The organism is Clostridium sp. AM46-21 (assembly GCF_003480025.1).
Taxonomy (GTDB): Bacteria; Bacillota; Clostridia; order Lachnospirales; family Lachnospiraceae; genus Coprococcus; species Coprococcus ammoniilyticus.
Genome location: NZ_QUIB01000002.1, coordinates 94907 through 114761, shown reverse-complemented (window position 1 = coordinate 114761; position 19855 = coordinate 94907). Strand labels below are relative to the sequence as shown.

Annotated in this window: 14 protein-coding genes and 1 pseudogene; 9 read left to right on the top strand and 6 right to left on the bottom strand. The window is 43.1% G+C overall.

Annotation, left to right across the window (positions count from 1 at the left end; all coding sequences use genetic code 11):
- Positions 1-3 precede the first annotated feature (3 nt).
- Both DW959_RS01615 and DW959_RS01610 read right to left on the bottom strand, forming a co-directional pair.
- Positions 4-708, bottom strand: a complete 705-nt coding sequence (locus tag DW959_RS01615; protein WP_118615140.1) for an ABC transporter ATP-binding protein — start codon at positions 706-708, stop codon at positions 4-6.
- Positions 709-727: 19 nt separating this feature from the next.
- The gene (locus tag DW959_RS01610) at positions 728-3361 is read right to left on the bottom strand and encodes an ABC transporter ATP-binding protein/permease (protein ID WP_118615137.1); all 2634 of its coding nucleotides are present in this window, start codon (positions 3359-3361) and stop codon (positions 728-730) included.
- Between the two features lie 305 nt (positions 3362-3666).
- Here DW959_RS01610 and fba point away from each other — a divergent pair, with 305 nt between their 5' ends.
- Entirely contained in the window at positions 3667-4536 is an 870-nt protein-coding gene (fba, locus tag DW959_RS01605) for a class II fructose-1,6-bisphosphate aldolase (protein ID WP_021944348.1), read from the top strand.
- 562 nt (positions 4537-5098) lie between these two features.
- On the opposite strand, the gene DW959_RS01600 is transcribed toward fba, so the two are convergent.
- Positions 5099-6136, bottom strand: a complete 1038-nt coding sequence (locus tag DW959_RS01600; RefSeq protein WP_117784623.1) for a YeiH family protein — start codon at positions 6134-6136, stop codon at positions 5099-5101.
- A 251-nt stretch (positions 6137-6387) separates the two neighbouring features.
- Here DW959_RS01600 and DW959_RS01595 point away from each other — a divergent pair, with 251 nt between their 5' ends.
- A complete protein-coding gene (locus DW959_RS01595; RefSeq protein ID WP_118482875.1) occupies positions 6388-7695 on the top strand; it encodes an MATE family efflux transporter in 1308 nt (435 codons plus the stop codon).
- A 47-nt stretch (positions 7696-7742) separates the two neighbouring features.
- Here the strand turns inward: DW959_RS01595 and DW959_RS01590 are convergent, their stop codons facing one another.
- From DW959_RS01590 to uvrB, 3 genes and pseudogenes are all read right to left on the bottom strand, one after another.
- Entirely contained in the window at positions 7743-8171 is a 429-nt protein-coding gene (locus tag DW959_RS01590) for a hypothetical protein (RefSeq protein WP_118482877.1), read from the bottom strand.
- An 86-nt stretch (positions 8172-8257) separates the two neighbouring features.
- Positions 8258-11094, bottom strand: a pseudogene (gene uvrA / locus DW959_RS01585) (excinuclease ABC subunit UvrA).
- Between the two features lie 318 nt (positions 11095-11412).
- Positions 11413-13401: an excinuclease ABC subunit UvrB gene (uvrB, locus tag DW959_RS01580; RefSeq protein ID WP_008401782.1), complete on the bottom strand. Its 1989-nt coding sequence runs from the start codon at positions 13399-13401 to the stop codon at positions 11413-11415.
- 221 nt (positions 13402-13622) lie between these two features.
- On the opposite strand from uvrB, the gene DW959_RS01575 reads away from it, so the two are divergent.
- From DW959_RS01575 to DW959_RS01545, 7 genes are all read left to right on the top strand, one after another.
- A complete protein-coding gene (locus DW959_RS01575; protein ID WP_117822471.1) occupies positions 13623-14822 on the top strand; it encodes a class I SAM-dependent rRNA methyltransferase in 1200 nt (399 codons plus the stop codon).
- Positions 14823-14885: 63 nt separating this feature from the next.
- On the top strand, positions 14886-15491 hold the full coding sequence (locus tag DW959_RS01570; protein WP_008401776.1) for a transglutaminase family protein: 606 nt from the start codon (positions 14886-14888) through the stop codon (positions 15489-15491).
- Between the two features lie 206 nt (positions 15492-15697).
- On the top strand, positions 15698-16327 hold the full coding sequence (upp, locus tag DW959_RS01565) for a uracil phosphoribosyltransferase (RefSeq protein ID WP_117807840.1): 630 nt from the start codon (positions 15698-15700) through the stop codon (positions 16325-16327).
- A gap of 16 nt (positions 16328-16343) precedes the next feature.
- Entirely contained in the window at positions 16344-17285 is a 942-nt protein-coding gene (locus tag DW959_RS01560) for an HD domain-containing protein (RefSeq protein WP_021944344.1), read from the top strand.
- Between the two features lie 19 nt (positions 17286-17304).
- Positions 17305-18756, top strand: a complete 1452-nt coding sequence (rlmD, locus tag DW959_RS01555) for a 23S rRNA (uracil(1939)-C(5))-methyltransferase RlmD (protein ID WP_118615134.1) — start codon at positions 17305-17307, stop codon at positions 18754-18756.
- Between the two features lie 308 nt (positions 18757-19064).
- The gene (locus tag DW959_RS01550; protein WP_118482885.1) at positions 19065-19283 is read left to right on the top strand and encodes a helix-turn-helix domain-containing protein; all 219 of its coding nucleotides are present in this window, start codon (positions 19065-19067) and stop codon (positions 19281-19283) included.
- A 7-nt stretch (positions 19284-19290) separates the two neighbouring features.
- The gene (locus DW959_RS01545; RefSeq protein ID WP_118615131.1) at positions 19291-19788 is read left to right on the top strand and encodes a hypothetical protein; all 498 of its coding nucleotides are present in this window, start codon (positions 19291-19293) and stop codon (positions 19786-19788) included.
- The last annotated feature ends 67 nt before the right edge of the window (positions 19789-19855 follow it).

Sequence of the window (19855 nt, the reverse complement as noted above, 5' to 3'; positions counted from 1 at the left end):
TACCTACCATTCCAGATCTTCTACATTTTTAATGTTATCATTCAGAACAACCTTCTCTACTGTTCCGCTCTTAACTGTGATCACACGATCTGCCATTGCTGTAAGTGCCTGATTATGTGTGATAACGATAACCGTAGTTCCGGTGTTCCTACAGGTATCCTGAAGCAATTTGAGTACGGATTTTCCTGTATTATAGTCCAGTGCACCGGTCGGTTCATCACATAAAAGCAGCTTCGGATTCTTTGCAAGTGCTCTGGCGATCGCTACCCGCTGCTGCTCTCCACCGGATAACTGTGCAGGGAAATTTGCCATACGATCCTCAAGCCCTACCTGCTTTAATACCGTTGCCGCATCTAACGGGTCCTTACAGATCTGTGCCGCAAGCTCTACATTTTCCAGTGCCGTCAGATTCTGCACCAGATTATAGAACTGAAATACAAATCCTACATCATATCTCCTGTATGCCGTAAGCTGCCGCTTGTTCAGCCCGGAGATTTCTTTTCCGTCCAGATATACACTGCCGCCGGACAGCGTGTCCATTCCGCCCAGGATATTCAGAATCGTTGTCTTTCCCGCTCCTGACGCTCCAACGATGACACAGAATTCTCCTTTCTCGATCTCGAAGTTCACATCCCGCAGAGCATGGATCTCAACCTCGCCGGTCTTATATGTTTTCTTAACATCCTTAAACTCAACATATGCACTCATGCCGCCTCGCTCCTTTCTGTTATTCACTTCTAAGTGCTATTACAGGGTCTTTCTTCGCTGCCATCTTAGATGGGATAAGGCCGCCGATCAGAGTAAGCACAACACTAATGATCACAAGGATCACCGCACCCTTTACCGGAAGTGAAGATACATTTGGCACATTTACAAATTTCTCTATCACCTTGCTGATCGGGATATTTAACAGCACCGTAACCAGAATACCGATCGCACCGGATACCAGTCCGATAATAAATGTCTCTGCGTTAAACACACGGGAAATATCCTTTTTCGACGCTCCGATACTTCGAAGAATACCGATCTCCTTCGTTCTCTCCAGCACAGAGATATAGGTGATGATTCCGATCATGATCGATGATACGATCAACGAGATAGCTACAAATGCGATCAATACATAAGTGATCGCATCGATGATCTTCGTAACGGAAGATAGCATCAGCCCGATATAATCGGTATAAGTGATCTCGCTGTCTGAATGTGAAGCATTATACTCATCGATCAGGTCTGTCAGCTTGTCCTTATCTGCAAATTCCGAACAGTACAGACTGATCACAGATGGCTTCGCCAGATCTGCAAATCCAAGCTTCTCGATATTATCATCATAGGTTGCCGAAGACTGTGCAAAATACCCCTGCTCCTTTAACATTTCAAATAACTGCTCATCAGACATCTGTGAAATATACGCCTGCTGTTCCTCTGACAGGTTCATGGATGCAACGATCTGCTGCATGTCCACCTGACTCATGTCGATATCTTCTCCGTTTGAAAACGGAAGTCCTGTAAATACATCGGTATCCGGATTGTCAAGCTGCTGTTTTACGATCTCCGATTTTTCATTTTCGGATACAACATACTCTGCAAGTTCAGCGGTATAACCGATCATTCCCGCATCGATCGATGCTGCATAAGAGGATTCGCTCTGACGGATGATACCACAGACCTGAATATCCAGACCTTTGCTGATCACATCTGCCATATAATCTTCATCGGAACTCTTGTCTGCCCATGTTCCGTCTGCATTTTTTTGGTAAATGTCACTCGGCAGAATGAGCTTGAATTTGAGATTTAAAAGATCATCATAGGAGAAGCTCATTTCCTCCGGTGCATCGTAATCTTTACCTGCCATGATCTTCGGAACCATCTCTCCAAGATCAGAAGCATTTCTGACACCTAATGTATATAAGGTAAAATCACTGATTTCGTTATTCTTATCAACGACCAGTACAACTTCATTTTTATTCTGAGGCCAGTGTCCTGCGAGCACATCGTACTGCTGTTCCAACAGCTCCCGATTACTCATTAACTGCTTCCACATATCCATGGAATTATTTCCGTAACTGAACGCCGACATGAAGCCTGACAGGGATTTCTGGGATTCTTCCATATCGCCAAATCCCATCTCTCGCATCATGATACTTGGATTTACCTGCTGTGTACCGCCTGCTGCATTTTCGTTAAATACATACATCGGAGTATCATAGGTATACTTGATATCACTCACGATATCCTTGAATCCATTTGTATCATCTTCAATATATTTCTTAAATGTTTCCAGATCGTTTTCCTTTACCTCTGAGAGCATGGACACCATCATATCGCCCATGACATCACCGGAGTATACACGATCCGGGTCATGATCACTCAGATTTTCTTCCTTTGTATTACCCGCCATTTCCGAGATCAGGTCAGAATAATCCATTGCCTTTTTCTGGATCTCAATCGGATAGGATGACAGGGTTTCCTCCTGCACATCATTGATATAGCCCTGGAATCCACTGGATAATGACAGGATCAGCGCGATACCGATGATACCGATACTTCCGGCAAATGCCGTTAAAAGGGTTCGTCCTTTCTTCGTCAGCAGGTTATTAAAGCTGAGGGAAAATGCCGTAAATACAGACATAGATGTCTTTCTCGGTGCATATGCTTCTTCTGATTCTTTCGCTTCGTCTTCATCTGAAAATGGTGCGGAATCATCTATGATCTTACCATCTAACAGCTTCACGATTCTTGTAGAATATTTGTCTGCAAGCTCCGGATTGTGTGTTACCATGATGACCAGCTTTTCTTCTGCGATCTCCTTTAACAGCTCCATAATCTGGACACTGGTTTCGGAGTCCAGGGCTCCGGTCGGCTCATCTGCAAGCAGGATATCGGGATCATTGATCAATGCTCTGGCGATCGCTACCCGCTGCATCTGTCCACCGGACATCTGATTCGGCTTCTTATAGATCTGATCGCCCAGACCAACCTTTTCCAACACCTCTTTTGCACGTTTTCTACGCTCGGATTTGGATACACCGGATAAGGTCAGCGCCAGCTCGACATTTGCAAGAACCGTCTGATGCGGAATCAGATTGTAACTCTGGAATACAAAACCGATCGAATTATTCCGGTATGAATCCCAGTCTCTTGCCTTGAATTCTTTTGTTGATCTGCCATTGATAACCAAATCACCACTCGTATACTGATCAAGTCCGCCTATAATATTAAGAAGCGTTGTCTTACCACAACCGGACTGACCAAGTACCGATACGAATTCATTCTTTCTGAAATTAATGGAAATGCCTTTTAACGCCTTTACCACTTCATCTCCAGTCTGATAGTCCTTCACAATCTTCTTTAACTGAAGCATATATTGTTTCCTCCATGAATTATATTATAAAAATTTTACCATCCCGGTTTTAGCATTTCAAGGAAATGGCGGATTCTTTTATAAATGTTTTACATAATGATAAAATACTACGCCGCGATATCAGGGTTATTATGGCGCAGTATTTTTTTATTTTTATCAAGTTTTTGTAAATGGCTTTTATTTTGGAAATAAATAATGTATAATGGCGACAGAGTAGGGTTATCTAACCGGATTTTTACATTATAAATGTGGACAATTCGGGCAGATGAAAGCCCAAAATAATTTTTTTAATGGAGGAATTTATAATGTTAGTTTCAGCAAAAGAAATGTTGGAAAAGGCTAAGGCTGGAAAATATGCCGTTGGCCAGTTTAACATCAATAACCTTGAATGGACAAAGGCTGTTCTTCTTACAGCTCAGGAACTTCAGTCTCCTGTAATCCTTGGTGTTTCAGAAGGCGCTGGAAAGTATATGACTGGATTTGAAACAGTTGCAGCTATGGTTAAGGCTATGCACGATTCTTTAGGAATTACAGTTCCTGTAGCTCTTCACCTTGATCACGGAACATATGAAGGATGCTACAAGTGTGTTAAGGCCGGATTCACATCTATCATGTTCGATGGTTCACACTATCCATTCGAAGAGAACCTTGCTAAGTCAACAGAGCTTGTTAATGTTGCTCATCAGCTTGGTCTTTCTATCGAGTGTGAAGTTGGTTCAATCGGTGGTGAAGAAGACGGTGTTATTGGTATGGGCGAGTGCGCAGATCCAGAAGAGTGTAAGATCATCGCTGATCTTGGCGTAGATATGCTTGCTGCCGGTATCGGTAACATCCATGGTAAGTACCCAGCAAACTGGAAGGGTCTTTCATTCGAAACACTTGATGCTATCCAGCAGAAGACAGGTACTATGCCATTAGTTCTTCACGGTGGTACAGGTATCCCTGCTGACATGATCAAGAAAGCTATCTCACTTGGCGTTTCAAAAATCAATGTTAACACAGAGTGCCAGTTATCATTCGCAGATGCTACAAGAAAGTACATCGAGGCTGGTAAGGATCTTGAAGGTAAGGGATTTGATCCTAGAAAGCTTCTTGCTCCTGGTTTCGAAGCTATCAAGGCTACTGTTAAAGAAAAGATGGAACTTTTCGGATCAGTTGGCAAAGCTAACGACTAGTATATAGTACGAATATCGTAACATAATACAAGCCGGATATGGCTTTATGTAGCAGATTGAGGTTCTGTATAACAGTTGCCAGCTGATACATTTCACATATTATTCCGCAAGGCGCTTTCGCTCTATTTCAACGTAGCGGTTCTAACCTCACTACCTGTGGTAGTTTGCTAAGAACCGACGTTGAAAAAGGCTTGCTTCATAATAGTGAATGTATCATCTGACAACTGCCTTACAATCTCGTTCTGCTTCATAAACCATATCCGGCTTGTACTATGTTATGATATTCTGTGCTATGGAGAATTTTCTCTCATGCTACATAAATATTTTCATTCAGGAACGTCCCCGGGCATAGCTGCCAGCCGGCATAATACCTGAAAAATATTGCGAGAATTTCGTGATGAACTGCATATATCAGCAAATGTGGGTGCCTGTTTGAGCCCGACGGGCGAGTTGGCACAGGAACATTTGCGAATAGGATATATGCAGTTCATAGAAACCGCAGTTATTTTTCGGGTATTATGCCGGCTGGCAGCTATGCCCGGGGACGTTCTCCTGTACCTCTTTACCAGATTCCCATAACATGCTGCATAAGCAGGCTGACCAAGGTAATGCCGATCCAACAGCATGCACCTAACAAAATCGGCTTGCCACCGGTTTTGATCAGCTTAATAACATTGCTGTTTAACCCGATCGCCGCCATAGCCATGATAATGAAGAATTTGGACAGCTCCTTTAACGGTGCAAATACATCCGCATTTACGCCCAGACTGATACAGATCGTTGTGATTATAGATGCGATCACAAAATACAGAATGAACATAGGAAATGCTTTTTTCAAGCTGAATCCATTTGTCTTCTGCTCTGTCTTTGCCGCCTGTCTTGCACGAACTGCCGCAAGCACTAATGTGATCGGTATAATTGCCAGTGTTCTGGTCAGTTTTACCGTTACTGCCTTATTGAGAGTCTCACTTCCAAGATTCCACATGCTGTCCCATGTTGATGCCGCCGCTGTTACAGAAGATGTATCATTGATGGCTGTTCCCGCAAATATTCCAAATGCATCACCGGATGCCGTGTCAAATCCTATTACTTTTCCAATGATTGGGAAGAAGATAGCCGCAAGCACGTTAAAGAAAAAGATAACAGAAATAGCCTGTGCGACTTCATCGTCATCTGCATCTATAACCGGTGCTGTTGCTGCGATTGCAGAACCACCACAGATAGAAGATCCAACACCGACAAGAATCGAAGTATTTGCCGGAACCTTCATCACCTTTCGAAGGATCCATGCGATCAATAAGGATGTACCGATCGTACAGATAATGATCGGAAGCGACTGTTTTCCTGTCTGCAGGATTACTCCGAGATTCATGCCAAATCCTAATAATACAACGGCTGTCTGCAAAACAATCTTTGATGTCCATTTGATACCGGCTTCTGCCTTTCCCTTATCCGTCCATACAAGCGCGATCAACATACCGGCTAATATCGCAATGATCGGTCCACCGACAACCGGAAACCGTTTTCCAATTAACCATGAAGGAACTGCTATGATAAAACACACCAGAATTCCTATCCAGTTTTTCTTAATAAAATTCATTTATTCCTACCTCACTGTGTTTTTTGCGGATGCTATTATAACACCTGCATACTAAAAATGCCATAAAATTGATTGACATTTTCTATCAACTTGGTATAATAGGCACGAATCGGACGGTATATATGATATACCTTGCAAGGTGTTCTGAATGTTATTCAGGATTCCCGGATGGACATGAATGTTATGAGCCAGATAAGATTATCTTATCTGGCTCTTTTTTTTGTGAACAGCACAGCATAGGAGGACTTATAATGGATTTATTAAAAGACAATCTGAAAAAATTATACTTTAAATTTCTGATACCATCACTTGGAAGTGCCATGGTTATGTCTATTTATACACTGACAGATGCGATCGTCATTGGAAAAGGTGTCGGCGCAGATGCTCTTGCTGCCCTAAGTATTACAACACCACTTCTCTGCATCCTGATGTCAACCGGAATCCTGTTTGGTGTCGGCGGCTCTGTACAGATGAGTGTTCACAGGGGAAGTGGTAATCATCAGAAATCCAATCGTTATTTTACGATTTCTTTTTTCCTGATTACGGCTGTTACTGCCCTTTTATGGCTGATCTATGCCACCTGCATGCCTAAGCTGCTTCATCTGATGGGAGCAAATGACACCTTATTCCCATACGCCATGTCCTACATGCGTTATATCAACATTTTCCTTCCGGTTGCTGTATTTTCAAATTATGTAGCAATCTTTATCCGTGCCGACAATGATCCAAACCGTGCAATGGCGGGAGTTCTGCTTGGCGGCGTCGTAAATATCGCACTGGATATCATTTTTGTATTTCCTATGCATATGGGAATGGGCGGTGCCGCATTCGCTTCCGTTCTCGGTATGACTATCCAGGTAATTGTCGGTGGCTCACACTTTTTCTCACGCAAAAACGGTCTTCATTTCATCCGACCGATTCACACGATTCCCAGTATCCGTCATATTATTGTCGGTGGTATCCCAAGTTTTTTCAATGAATTTGCAAATGGATTCATCGTACTGCTGTTTAATATCCAGATCCTGAAATATTGCGGTGAAAATGCACTCTCGATCTACAGCGTGATCTCAAACTGTGTAATCCTGTTCAACTCCCTGTTTACCGGAGTCGGTCAGTCGATCCAGCCTGTTATCTCTACTAATTATGGTGCAGGAAATGGGGTCCGAATCAAAGGAATAAAAAAGATGGCATATACCACTATCCTTATAATGGGTGCCATCTTCTCGCTTAGTGGAATCTTATTCCCGACTGCGGTCTGTCGTATTTTTATTAAAATGAATCCAACACTGACTGATATTGCAAATCTGGGTGTACGAACCTACTTTTTTGCATTCCTGCCATTTGGCATTAACCTGCTGACTTCTTACTATTTACAGGCGATACTGCAATCTGCACAATCCCTGTGCATCTCACTGCTCCGAAATATCATCTTAAGCAGTATCTGTATCCTTGTATTTCCATTGTGTCTGGGTGCATCCAGCCTGTGGTTTGTTATGCCGATCGTTGAAGTCGTAGTGTTATTTGTCAGCCTTGGCTGCCTGAAAAGCAAATCTATATAGAACATAAACGCTAAGATATAACTGTAACTCTATCTGCAGTTCTGCTCTTAAACAGTTTCGGCTATATTATGGAAGTCGCTCATTAAAGACTCGTATGCAGCTTCGTCCATGCCATAAGAAAAGCATGCAAGTGCACGGAAACAGACCTCAGGTAATCTCTTAAGTTTTCCGTTATTATACTGTTCTGCCACCTGCTGTAATTCATTGATTATGTCACGCTTACGCTTCCGTTCTTCCAGGCTGCCATTCCAGAAACAGCTCATATCATAATCAGATGTATTCCCGCATGGAGCCGTACAGGTGGAACAACCGGGAGAAAGCCGGTATTTCTCCCGGTGTATTTCCTCTATTGTCTCATCATTGTCTTCCTGTAATAACGCACTTACGATCGTCTGATCTGTTTTCTCTGTCCAGCCGGAATTACCGGCCGCACCTACAAGGCCGATCAATGCGCCAATAATCTTATCATTCCTCATGTTGCTAATTCCTCTATATCAATTCTACACATTCTATAAAACTGATATCTATATAAGAGCTTAATTGTATTCTCTATCTTCACACTTTATAAATACCGCTTCAGATATTGTCCGGTATATGAATTCTCACATTCTGCGATCTCCTCCGGTGTTCCCTGTGCGATCACTGTTCCACCACGGACACCGCCTTCCGGTCCCATATCGATGATATAATCGGCAGTCTTTATAACATCCAGATTATGCTCGATAACAACTACGGTATTTCCGCTGTCACTAAGTCTGCGAAGAATATCCACCAGACGATGAACATCGGCGAAATGAAGTCCGGTCGTCGGTTCATCCAGAATGTAGATCGTCTTTCCGGTTCCACGTCTGGCAAGCTCCGTCGCAAGCTTTACTCTCTGTGCCTCTCCTCCGGATAAAGTGGTAGATGGCTGTCCCAGACGGATATAGCCCAGACCAACATCCTTTAACGTTTCGATCTTTCGCAGATGCTTGGAACATTTGCAAAGAACTCGCAGGCTTCATCCACAGTCATATCCAGAACATCATAAATGCTCTTACCTTTATATTTTACTTCCAGTGTCTCACGATTGTACCGCTTGCCACCGCATACCTCACAAGGAACATAGACATCCGGCAGGAAATGCATCTCGATCTTGATGATACCATCACCACGGCAGGCTTCGCATCGTCCACCCGATACATTGAATGAAAATCTTCCCTTCTTATAGCCTCTTGCCTTGGCATCCTTTGTATTTGCAAACAGATCACGGATCATGTCAAATACACCTGTATAGGTTGCCGGGTTCGATCTCGGGCTTCTTCCGATTGGTGACTGATCGATATTGATCACCTTATCGAGTGCATCGTATCCCACGATGTGATCATGATGTCCCGGTTTGATACGGCTCTTGTTCAGTCTTCTCGCCAGCTTCTTATATAAGATCTCATTTACAAGTGAGCTCTTTCCCGAACCGGATACACCAGTCACGCATACCATAATACCCAGTGGTATATTCACATCAATATGCTTCAGGTTGTTCTCATACGCATTCTGAACGGTCAGCCAGCCCGTTGGCTTTCTTCGCACCTCCGGTACCGGAATCTTTTTTCTTCCGCTTAAATAATCACCGGTAATCGAGTTCTCATTTTTCATGATCTCCTCTGCCGTACCTTCCGCAACGACATAACCACCATTTTCACCGGCTCCCGGACCGATATCTATAATATAATCCGCAGCACGCATCGTATCTTCATCATGCTCTACTACGATCAGAGTATTTCCAAGATCACGCAGATGCTCCAATGCTCCGATCAGCTTATCATTATCTCTCTGATGCAGACCGATACTTGGTTCATCCAGAATATAAGCAACGCCCACGAGCCCGGAACCGATCTGTGTCGCCAGACGGATTCGCTGTGCCTCTCCACCAGACAATGTGCCTGTAGAACGATAAAGTGCCAGATAATCAAGGCCTACATCGATCAGAAAATGCAGTCTCGCCCGGATTTCCTTTAAAACTGCCCCGCCGATCAGCATCTGCCGGTCTGTCAACTTAATATTATCCATAAAGTTTGTAAGATCCTCGATCGACATTCTGGTCAGATCATCAATATTCTTATCGGCGATCGTAACAGCCAGTGCTGTCGGTTTCAGACGTTTTCCCTTACATTCTTCACATGGCGTGATCGTCATAAAAGTCTCATACTCTGCCTTAGTCGTCTCACCTCCGGTCTCCCGGTACCTTCGCTGGACGTTCTTGATCAGACCTTCAAATGTAATATCATAAACGCCTTCTCCACGCTGTCCTTTATAATGAACCTTTACCGGACGACTGTTCTTGCCATATAATAACAGATCTTTGATCTCATCACTGTAATCCTGAAACGGTGTGTCCAGTGAGAAATGATATTCCTCTGCTAATGCACGAAGCACTGCATTTGTAAAACTCTTTCCATCATTACAGGACTGCCAGCCCAGCACAACAATTGCCCCTTCATTGATCGACAGCTTGGTATCCGGTATCATCAGATCCGGATCAAATTCCATCTTAAATCCCAGACCGGCACAACATGGACATGCGCCAAATGGATTATTGAATGAAAAGCTTCTGGGCTCAATCTCATCAATGCTGATTCCACAATCCGGGCAGGAAAAGCTGTCAGAGAAATTCAAGATTTCATTTTCTCCATCTGTATTTATAACCTCAATCTTCATCAGACCTTCTGCCATCCGCAGAGTTGTCTCTACAGAATCTGTCAGTCTTCGTTCCATATCAGGACGAACGACCAGACGATCCACAACGATATCAATATTATGCTTCTTATTCTTATCCAGCTTGATCTCCTCGGATAACTCATACATACTGCCATCAATGATCGCACGGACAAAACCGCTCTTTGCCGCCTTCTCCAACAGCTTCACATGTTCCCCTTTTCTGCCTCTTATAACCGGTGCGAGTACCATGAATTTTGTCCGTTCCGGCAATTGCATGATATCGTCTACCATCTGATCCACGCTCTGTTTGCTGATCACTTTTCCACATTTCGGACAGTGTGGGATTCCTGCTCTTGCATATAACAGACGGAAATAATCATAGATCTCTGTTACTGTTCCGACTGTGGATCTCGGATTCTTATTCGTCGATTTCTGATCGATCGATATCGCAGGCGACAGGCCCTCGATCTTCTCGACATCCGGCTTCTCTGCCTGTCCAAGGAACTGTCTTGCATAGGAAGATAAGGACTCCATATAGCGTCGCTGACCTTCGGCATAGATCGTATCAAATGCCAGTGAGGATTTGCCCGAACCGGACAGACCTGTCACAACGACAAATTTATCTCTCGGAATCTTCACATCTATATTCTTCAGGTTATGTTCTTTTGCACCTTTAATCGTAATATACTTAATATCACCCATTTCGGTTGACCTTCTTTCTGCTCATTTTATTTGAATCTTATAAACATGTATGATCATTATATTTATTATTACTTTTATACAATATGAAAGATACATTACATATTATTCCGTAAGACGCTTCCGCTCGTATCCTCGTGCAGCGGTACATAAAGTTGCAAAAAACGCAACTTAAGTACCGGCCTCGGATAAGGCTTACTTCATAATAGTAATGATATCTTTCATATTAGTTTAACAACTAATATTCAAACAAATAATATTATGATCATACATGTTTATACACTTTCAATTAGTACGACAGCATGATCTGTATTGTATTTTCTACTTATCATAGTCCCGAAGTGCTTCTTTATACTTCTTCAGCTCATCACGGACGATCGCTGCCATTTCAAAGTTCAGGTCCGCGGCTGCCATGTTCATCTTCTTTGTCAGCTTATCGATCATTGCTTTCAGCTCTTTCTTCGTCATGGATTCAATATCTTTCTCAGCATCCACAACCGGTTTATCTTCTGTGACTTCATTTGTAATAAGATCACGGATACTCTTCTGGATCGTCTTCGGTATGATCCCATGTTCCTTATTATAAGCATCCTGAATCTTCCGGCGTCGATTTGTCTCCGAGATCGCACGTTTCATGGAGTCTGTCATCATATCTGCATACATGATAACGTGACCTTCTGAGTTTCTCGCAGCACGTCCGATCGTCTGGATCAACGATGTCTCCGAACGCAGGAAGCCCTCTTTATCTGCATCCAGGATAGCCACCAGTGTGATCTCCGGAATATCAAGTCCCTCACGAAGGAGGTTGATACCAACTAATACGTCAAATACACCCATTCTGAGATCACGCACGATCTCTACACGCTCCATTGTATCAATATCGGAATGAAGATATTTGACCTTAATGCCATTCTCACGCAGGAAATCTGTCAGATCCTCTGCCATACGTTTTGTAAGTGTTGTAACCAGAACCTTGTGTCCCTGTTCTGTCTCTTTCAATATCTCTGACATCAGGTCGTCGATCTGTCCTTCTACCGGACGGACATCCACCGGTGGATCCAGCAATCCGGTCGGTCGGATGATCTGCTCGGCCCGGAGCAGCTCATGTTCTGCTTCATATTTGGATGGTGTCGCCGATACAAATAATACCTGATCTAACTTCGATTCAAATTCTTCAAAGTTTAACGGACGGTTGTCCAATGCGGATGGCAGACGAAATCCATAATCCACCAGATTCTGTTTTCTGGAACGATCACCTGCATACATTCCTCCGACCTGCGGAATCGTCATATGCGACTCATCTATGATCAACAGGAAATCATCACCGAAGAAATCCAGTAATGTGCTCGGAGTCTCCCCGGATTCTCTGCCGGATAATGGTCCTGAATAATTCTCGATACCGGAGCAGAAGCCTGTCTCCCGCATCATCTCTATATCAAAATTTGTCCGTTCTTCAATCCGCTGTGCTTCGATCAGCTTATCATTTTCCTTAAAATACTGTACCCGTTCAGCCAATTCCGCTTCGATCTTTGTAAGTGCACGTTCCAGTTTCTCATGTCCGACAACATAATGAGAAGCAGGAAAGATACAGGTAAAATTCAGGCTGCGCCTGATCTCCCCGGTCAACGGATCAAATTCACAGATACGGTCGATCTCATCACCAAAGAATTCAACACGCACAGCATCTTCAAATGTCGATACCGGAAGGATCTCCAGCACATCCCCGTGTACACGAAATGTTCCACGGTGGAAATCCATATCATTTCTGACATACTGGATATCCGTCAGTTCATCGATCACCATATCCCGATCCTTGATCATGCCGACACGGAGCGACAGCATCTGCTCCCGGTATTCATCCGGATCACCGATACCGTAAATACAGGATACCGAGGATACGACCACAACATCTTTTCTGTCGATCAAGGCCGCTGTTGCACTGTGACGCATCTTGTCAATATCATCGTTGATCGCAGAATCCTTCGCTATATAAGTATCAGTCGATGCCACATATGCTTCCGGCTGGTAATAATCATAATAAGAAACAAAATATTCTACCGCATTTTCCGGAAAAAATTCCTTCATTTCCGAATATAACTGTGCCGCCAGCGTTTTGTTGTGCGCAAGCACCAGCGTCGGTTTATTCAGTTGTGCTATTACATTTGCCATGGTAAATGTCTTACCGGAACCGGTTACACCTAACAAGGTTTCAAACTGGTTTCCCTCTTTAAATCCATCCACCAGCTCTTTGATCGCCTGCGGCTGATCACCGGTCGGCTGATATTCTGATACTAATTTGAAATGATCCATTATGTTCTCCTGATATATCTATCTAAATACAATCAATATTCTTATTATTGTTCTCTGTCTAATATATCATTCCATTTAAAAAAAGTACAGAGCAAATCGAATATTTGTTCTTTATTCTATAAGAACCTTCCGCTTCCCACTGTGTTATCCGCAAAGCGGATTTAAAAACCATGCCATCCATGGTATACTATGTCTTATCAAAAAAATGAACGAGGTGTAACATGAGCGCAATCGTAACATTAAAGAAGGGCGAGGGCAGAACCATCAAAGCCGGCGGCGCCTGGATTTATGACAATGAAATAGATACCATCATGGGGAGCTTTGAAAACGGGGATATCATCATTGTAAAAGACTTTGACGGATATCCGATGGGAAAGGGATTTATCAATACGAATTCCAAGATCACTGTCCGTATGCTGACACGTCACGTCGATACCGAGATCAATGAAGATTTCTTCCGCATGCGTCTGCAGGCAGCATGGGATTATCGTAAGAAAACCGTGGATACAAGCAGCTGCCGTATCGTATTTGGCGAGGCAGACTTCCTGCCCGGTATTGTGATTGACAAATTTGAAGATGTGCTGGTCGTTGAGTCACTTGCACTTGGAATCGACAGAGTTAAAAATTTGTTAATAAATATTTTAAAAAATATCCTTAAATCGGATGGTATAATAATCAAAGGTGTTTATGAGCGTAGCGATGCTAAAGTTAGAATAAATGAAGGGATGCAGCCATTCAAGGGATTCATTGGGGATGAATTCGACACGAACGTGGAAATTATTGAAAATGGCGTACACTATATTGTTGACGTAAAAGACGGTCAGAAGACCGGCTTCTTTCTTGACCAGAAATACAACCGACTTGCGATCCAGCGTCTTTGTAAGGATGCAAAAGTTCTTGACTGTTTCACACACACAGGCTCTTTTGCGCTGAACGCCGGAATTGCCGGTGCCGCAAGCGTACTGGGTGTAGATGCTTCGGCACTTGCGGTCAAACAGGCACAGGAAAATGCAAAGCTGAACCACCTGGAGGATTCGGTTACATTTATCTGTAAAGATGTCTTTGATCTGCTCCCTGAACTGGAAGAACAGGGCGAGAAATTCGACGTTGTAATTCTGGATCCACCTGCATTTACAAAATCACGCAACTCAATTAAAAACGCTGTAAAAGGTTATCGGGAAATAAATCTGAGAGCCATGAAGCTCGTTAAAGATGGCGGCTTTCTTGCCACCTGTTCATGCTCCCATTTCATGGACTATGAACTATTTACAAAAACCATCGGACAGGCTGCTTCCAACTCTCACAAACGACTGAGACAGGTTGAATTCCGTACTCAGGCTCCTGATCATCCGATTCTGTGGGCTGCAGATGAATCATATTATCTGAAGTTCTACATATTTCAAGTAACCAGCGACAAATAGCTGGAGTTTCAGAGATTGGTCCTCTGTCATTTATCTTACTTGTAATACTTTTGGGAGGTAAACATGAAGCTAATACAGAGAAATAGGGATGCAGCATATCTACAGTATGATAAATATGTCGATTTCGACAATCCCATGGTTATGGAGAAGGCTATGGATCTTACCAAAAACTGCAGATCTGTTTACGAAAAAATAGAAACCATATATTATTTTGTCAGAGATGAAATTGATCACACCTGGGACGCCAAAGATTCCACGATCACGATCTCTGCATCAGATGTTCTGGAAAAGAAAACCGGTATCAGCTATTCAAAGGCAAATCTGTTAGCCGCACTGATGCGTGCAAATGGTATTTACACCGGATTCTGCTACCAGAGGATCAAACGATTCACATATGATAACAAGCTGGCACTTCATGCACTGAATGCAGTATTTGAACCGGATGTCAAGAAATGGATCCGCTTGGACGCCAGAGGAAACAATTACCAGTTTCAAGCTGATTTCTCGATCAACGAACGAAATCTTGGATATGAGATCCGACCGGAGCTTGGTGAATTTGAATTCGACGATCTGATCGCAGTTCCTCTTCCATCGACAATGGCAGTTCTGGAAAAGAGCACAAATGCGATCAAAATGTACTATAACGATCTGCCGGACTACAACGATTAATATTATATTTTACAAAATCATCGGTCCTGCCGACCGACAGTTTTTCCTGATCATTCTAAAAACTGTTCTGTTGGCGCGGTCGATGATTTTTTATGTCTATCCGAAATGTTTTCCGTTGATTTTTCCGGTATCGCAGGGTTTAATTTCCTGTTGTCTTATGGTAGAATTATACACAGTTAAAAATTTTACGAAAAGGGGTTACCGATATGAGTAATGTCACAATTATGAATCATCCTTTGATCAAACACAAAATATCAATGTTAAGAAACGAGAACACCGGAACAAATGAATTCCGTACACTTGTAGAAGAAATCGCTATGCTTATGGGCTACGAAGCACTTCGTGATCTGCCTACAGAAGATGTAGAGATCAAGACTCCGATCGAAACCTGCAAATCTCCTATGATCGCAGGCAAGAAGATGGCAGTTGTACCGATCCTCCGTGCCGGGCTTGGCATGGTAAGCGGCATCCTTGCTCTGGTTCCATCAGCAAAGGTTGGACACATCGGGCTCTACAGAGACCCGGAGACACACGAGCCGCATGAGTATTACTGTAAACTGCCGGATCCGATCGAGCAGAGAACAATCCTTGTTGTTGATCCAATGTTAGCAACCGGCGGTTCCGGTTCCGAAGCTGTTTCATTTATCAAACAGCACGGCGGCAAGAATATCAAATTCATGTGTATCATCGCTGCTCCCGAAGGTCTGGAAAGGCTTCAGAAGGATCACCCGGACATCCAGATCTATGTTGGTCAGCTTGACAGATGCTTAAATGAAAATGCTTACATCTGCCCGGGTCTCGGTGATGCCGGCGACAGAATTTTCGGAACAAAATAACAGGAAGGCTTACATTATGAGATATATACACGAGCTTCGCGAAGGCGAAATGGTTTCAGAGGTTTACCTCTGCAAAAACAAGATCACAGGAAAGACAAAATCAGGTAAATCCTACTATTCTCTGCAACTGGTAGATGCCAGCGGAACAATGGATGGTAAGATCTGGGAACTGAACAGCGGAATTGGACATTTTGAATCCATGAACTATGTTAAGGTTGACGGTCAGGTTACCTCATTTAACAACACTCTCCAGTTGACAATTAAGAAGATCCGTATCGCTGAAGAAGGGGAATACGATATCAACGACTATATGCCATGCACGAAGAAAAATGTTGATGAAATGTTTGACAAGCTGCTTGGCATTATCGCAACGATCGAAAAGCCTTACTACAAAAAGCTTCTGGAAAGCTTCTTTGTAGAGGACAAAGCTCTTGCAAAAGAATTCAAAAAGCATTCGGCTGCCAAATCCATTCATCATGGATTTGTCGGTGGTCTGTTAGAGCACACTCTGGCAGTTACCAGCATGTGCGACTACTACACTACATACTACCCGATCTTAAATCGTGACCTGCTCCTGACTGCTGCCATGCTTCATGACATCGGCAAGGTCTATGAGCTTTCAACATTCCCGGAAAACGATTACACAGATTCCGGTCAGTTACTTGGTCACATCGTAATGGGTACTATGATGATCCGCGACAAGATCCGTGATTCTGTTCCGGAATTTCCTGCAAAGGAAGCAAACGAACTGGAGCACTGTATCCTCGCCCACCACGGTGAACTGGAATACGGTTCTCCAAAAAAGCCTGCCCTGATCGAAGCACTTGCATTATCATTTGCCGATAATACAGATGCCAAGATCCAGACATTCATGGAAGCATTAGACAGCAAGGACGAGACCGGCTGGCTTGGTTACAATAAAATGATAGAAAGTAATATCCGCAGATCTACAAAATAAAGGATACGATATTTATTTTATGGAACTTAAAAAGAACAGTATATATACAATAGAAATAACGGACATGGGAAATGAGGGAGAAGGCATCGGCCATCTCTCTCTTTCTGATGTAACAAATAATAAAGCAGGCACAGACATTTCCACGAAAGCTTCATCCGAAGATGGAAATAACGTGCAGAATATCACTGTATTTGTCAAAGATACAGTGATCGGTGACGTAGCCGAGATCTCGATCATGAAAGCAAAAAAATCGATCGCCTACGGACGGCTGGTTCGCCTGATCACACCATCCCCTTACCGCGTAACTCCGGTCTGCCCAGTCGCAAAGAGCTGTGGTGGATGCAGTCTTCAGCACATTTCCTATGAGAAGCAGTTAGAATACAAATGGAACAAGGTAAGAGAATGTCTGCGCCGGATCGGCAAGATTGAGAATCCCGATACTCTGATGGAACCGATCTATGGTATGAAAGAACCATACCACTATCGAAACAAAGCACAGTTTCCGGTTGGCAGAGACAAAAACGGCAATATCGTGATCGGCTTCTATGCCGGCAGAACCCATTCGATCATCGATTCCGATACCTGTGCGATCGGTGCAGAAGTAAATGATCAGATTCTGCCGATCATCCGTGCATTTCTCACGGAATATAACATTTCCACTTATAACGAAACAACCGGACAGGGTCTGGTACGTCACATTCTGACCCGTGTCGGGTTTACAACCGGCGAAGTTATGGTCTGTCTCATCGTAAATGGAAAAAAACTACCTCATGCAGATGAACTCATCTCCCGTCTGACAAAAATTTCCGGAATGACTTCAATCTGCCTGAACATCAATACAGAAAAAACAAATAAGATTCTTGGACCAACCTGCAAAACACTGTGGGGCAGTCCATACATCACAGATTATATCGGCAATGTAAAATACCGGATCTCACCTCTGTCCTTCTATCAGGTAAACCCTGTGCAGACTAAGGTACTTTATGAAAAAGCATTGGAATATGCAGATCTGAACGGCGAGGAAACCGTCTGGGATATGTATTGCGGCATCGGAACCATCTCCCTGTTTCTTGCTCAGAAAGCAAAACAGGTATACGGTGTGGAGATCGTTCCTCAGGCAATCCTGGATGCCCGTAAAAATGCGGAACTTAACGATATCCATAACGTCGAATTCTTTACCGGAAAAGCGGAGGAAGTTGTTCCTTCCATTTACGAGAAAGGGGGCGACGGGTCCCATGCAGATGTTGTCGTTGTTGATCCACCAAGAAAAGGCTGTGACAAGATACTCCTTGACACCCTGATCCGGATGAATCCAAAACGACTCGTCTATGTAAGCTGCGATCCCGCAACCCTTGCCCGCGATATCGCCATCCTCACTCCCGCCGGCTACCACCTGAAAAAAGTCGCTGTCGTCGACCAATTTGGCCACACCGGTCATGTTGAGTCCGTAGTTCTGCTGTCACGAGCATAGCGAAGTGAGAGCAGAACCTCCTTTAGCGGATATTCTCCCTTACCTCTCTCTTCTCCATTCGGACAATGCACATCTAATCTTGTATTTATGAGCCCTAAATTTCCTACCAAATTATTTGAGAAAAGAAGGCTTCCAGTACTCACACCAATTACCATTCCATCCTGCTTAATATACTCCATTAAGGTTATACTAAATCCAGTAGCATTTACTCTTTCAGGCAAATGCGATCATCTCACCATCATATTACACATTGTGTAATCTTTATTTTGTGCTATAATGATAAAAATGCAAACAGGAGGTGGCACGGAATGGAGCAACTAACCGAATGTCAGATTGAGATAAAAAAACTCCGGGAATCTACCGGAATGAACCGCAAAGAGTTTTGTGAATGTTTTAATATCCCATACAGAACCGTTACGGAATGGGAAAGAGGAACGCGCAATGCACCAGACTATGTTCTCCGCCTTTTAGCTTATTATATCCGCATGGAAAACATTGCAAAAGAAAAAGGGGATGTAAAAAATTAGAATTCATATGACAGATAAAAAGAAAAACATTCAGGAAACTGCAATCCTGATGCTCGCCACTACCGTTCTTCTGCTATTCTTTTGTGGTGTCTTTTATAAAGATGTCCAGCAGGTTATAAAGATAAAAGCCAATGGTGCCAAAATCGCAGCTACCGTAGAAGATTGCAACTCAGAATATGTCCTTAGATCTTCCCCGGATTATGATAATCCGACTACATACGGCGAGACCATATACCATATCAAAATAAACTATACATACAATGACAAAAAATATGAAAAAAAGTTCACCAGCGATTCCTCATACTACATATACAGCAAAATGAATATTATTGTAGATAAGGATAATCCAAATAACTGGTGCTTTCCAAAAGGTGACGCGGATTTTACATTTTATGTATTTTTTTGGATATTAATAGGTGAATTAATATTACATTCCATTATCCTTATTGTTGAATTTATTAAGTACAAAAAAGAATTATCAAATAGAAAAGAGGAAAAATCATGAATGTATTAATGATAAACGGAAGTCCAAGAATCAATGGAAATACCACCATTGCATTAGAAGAAATGCG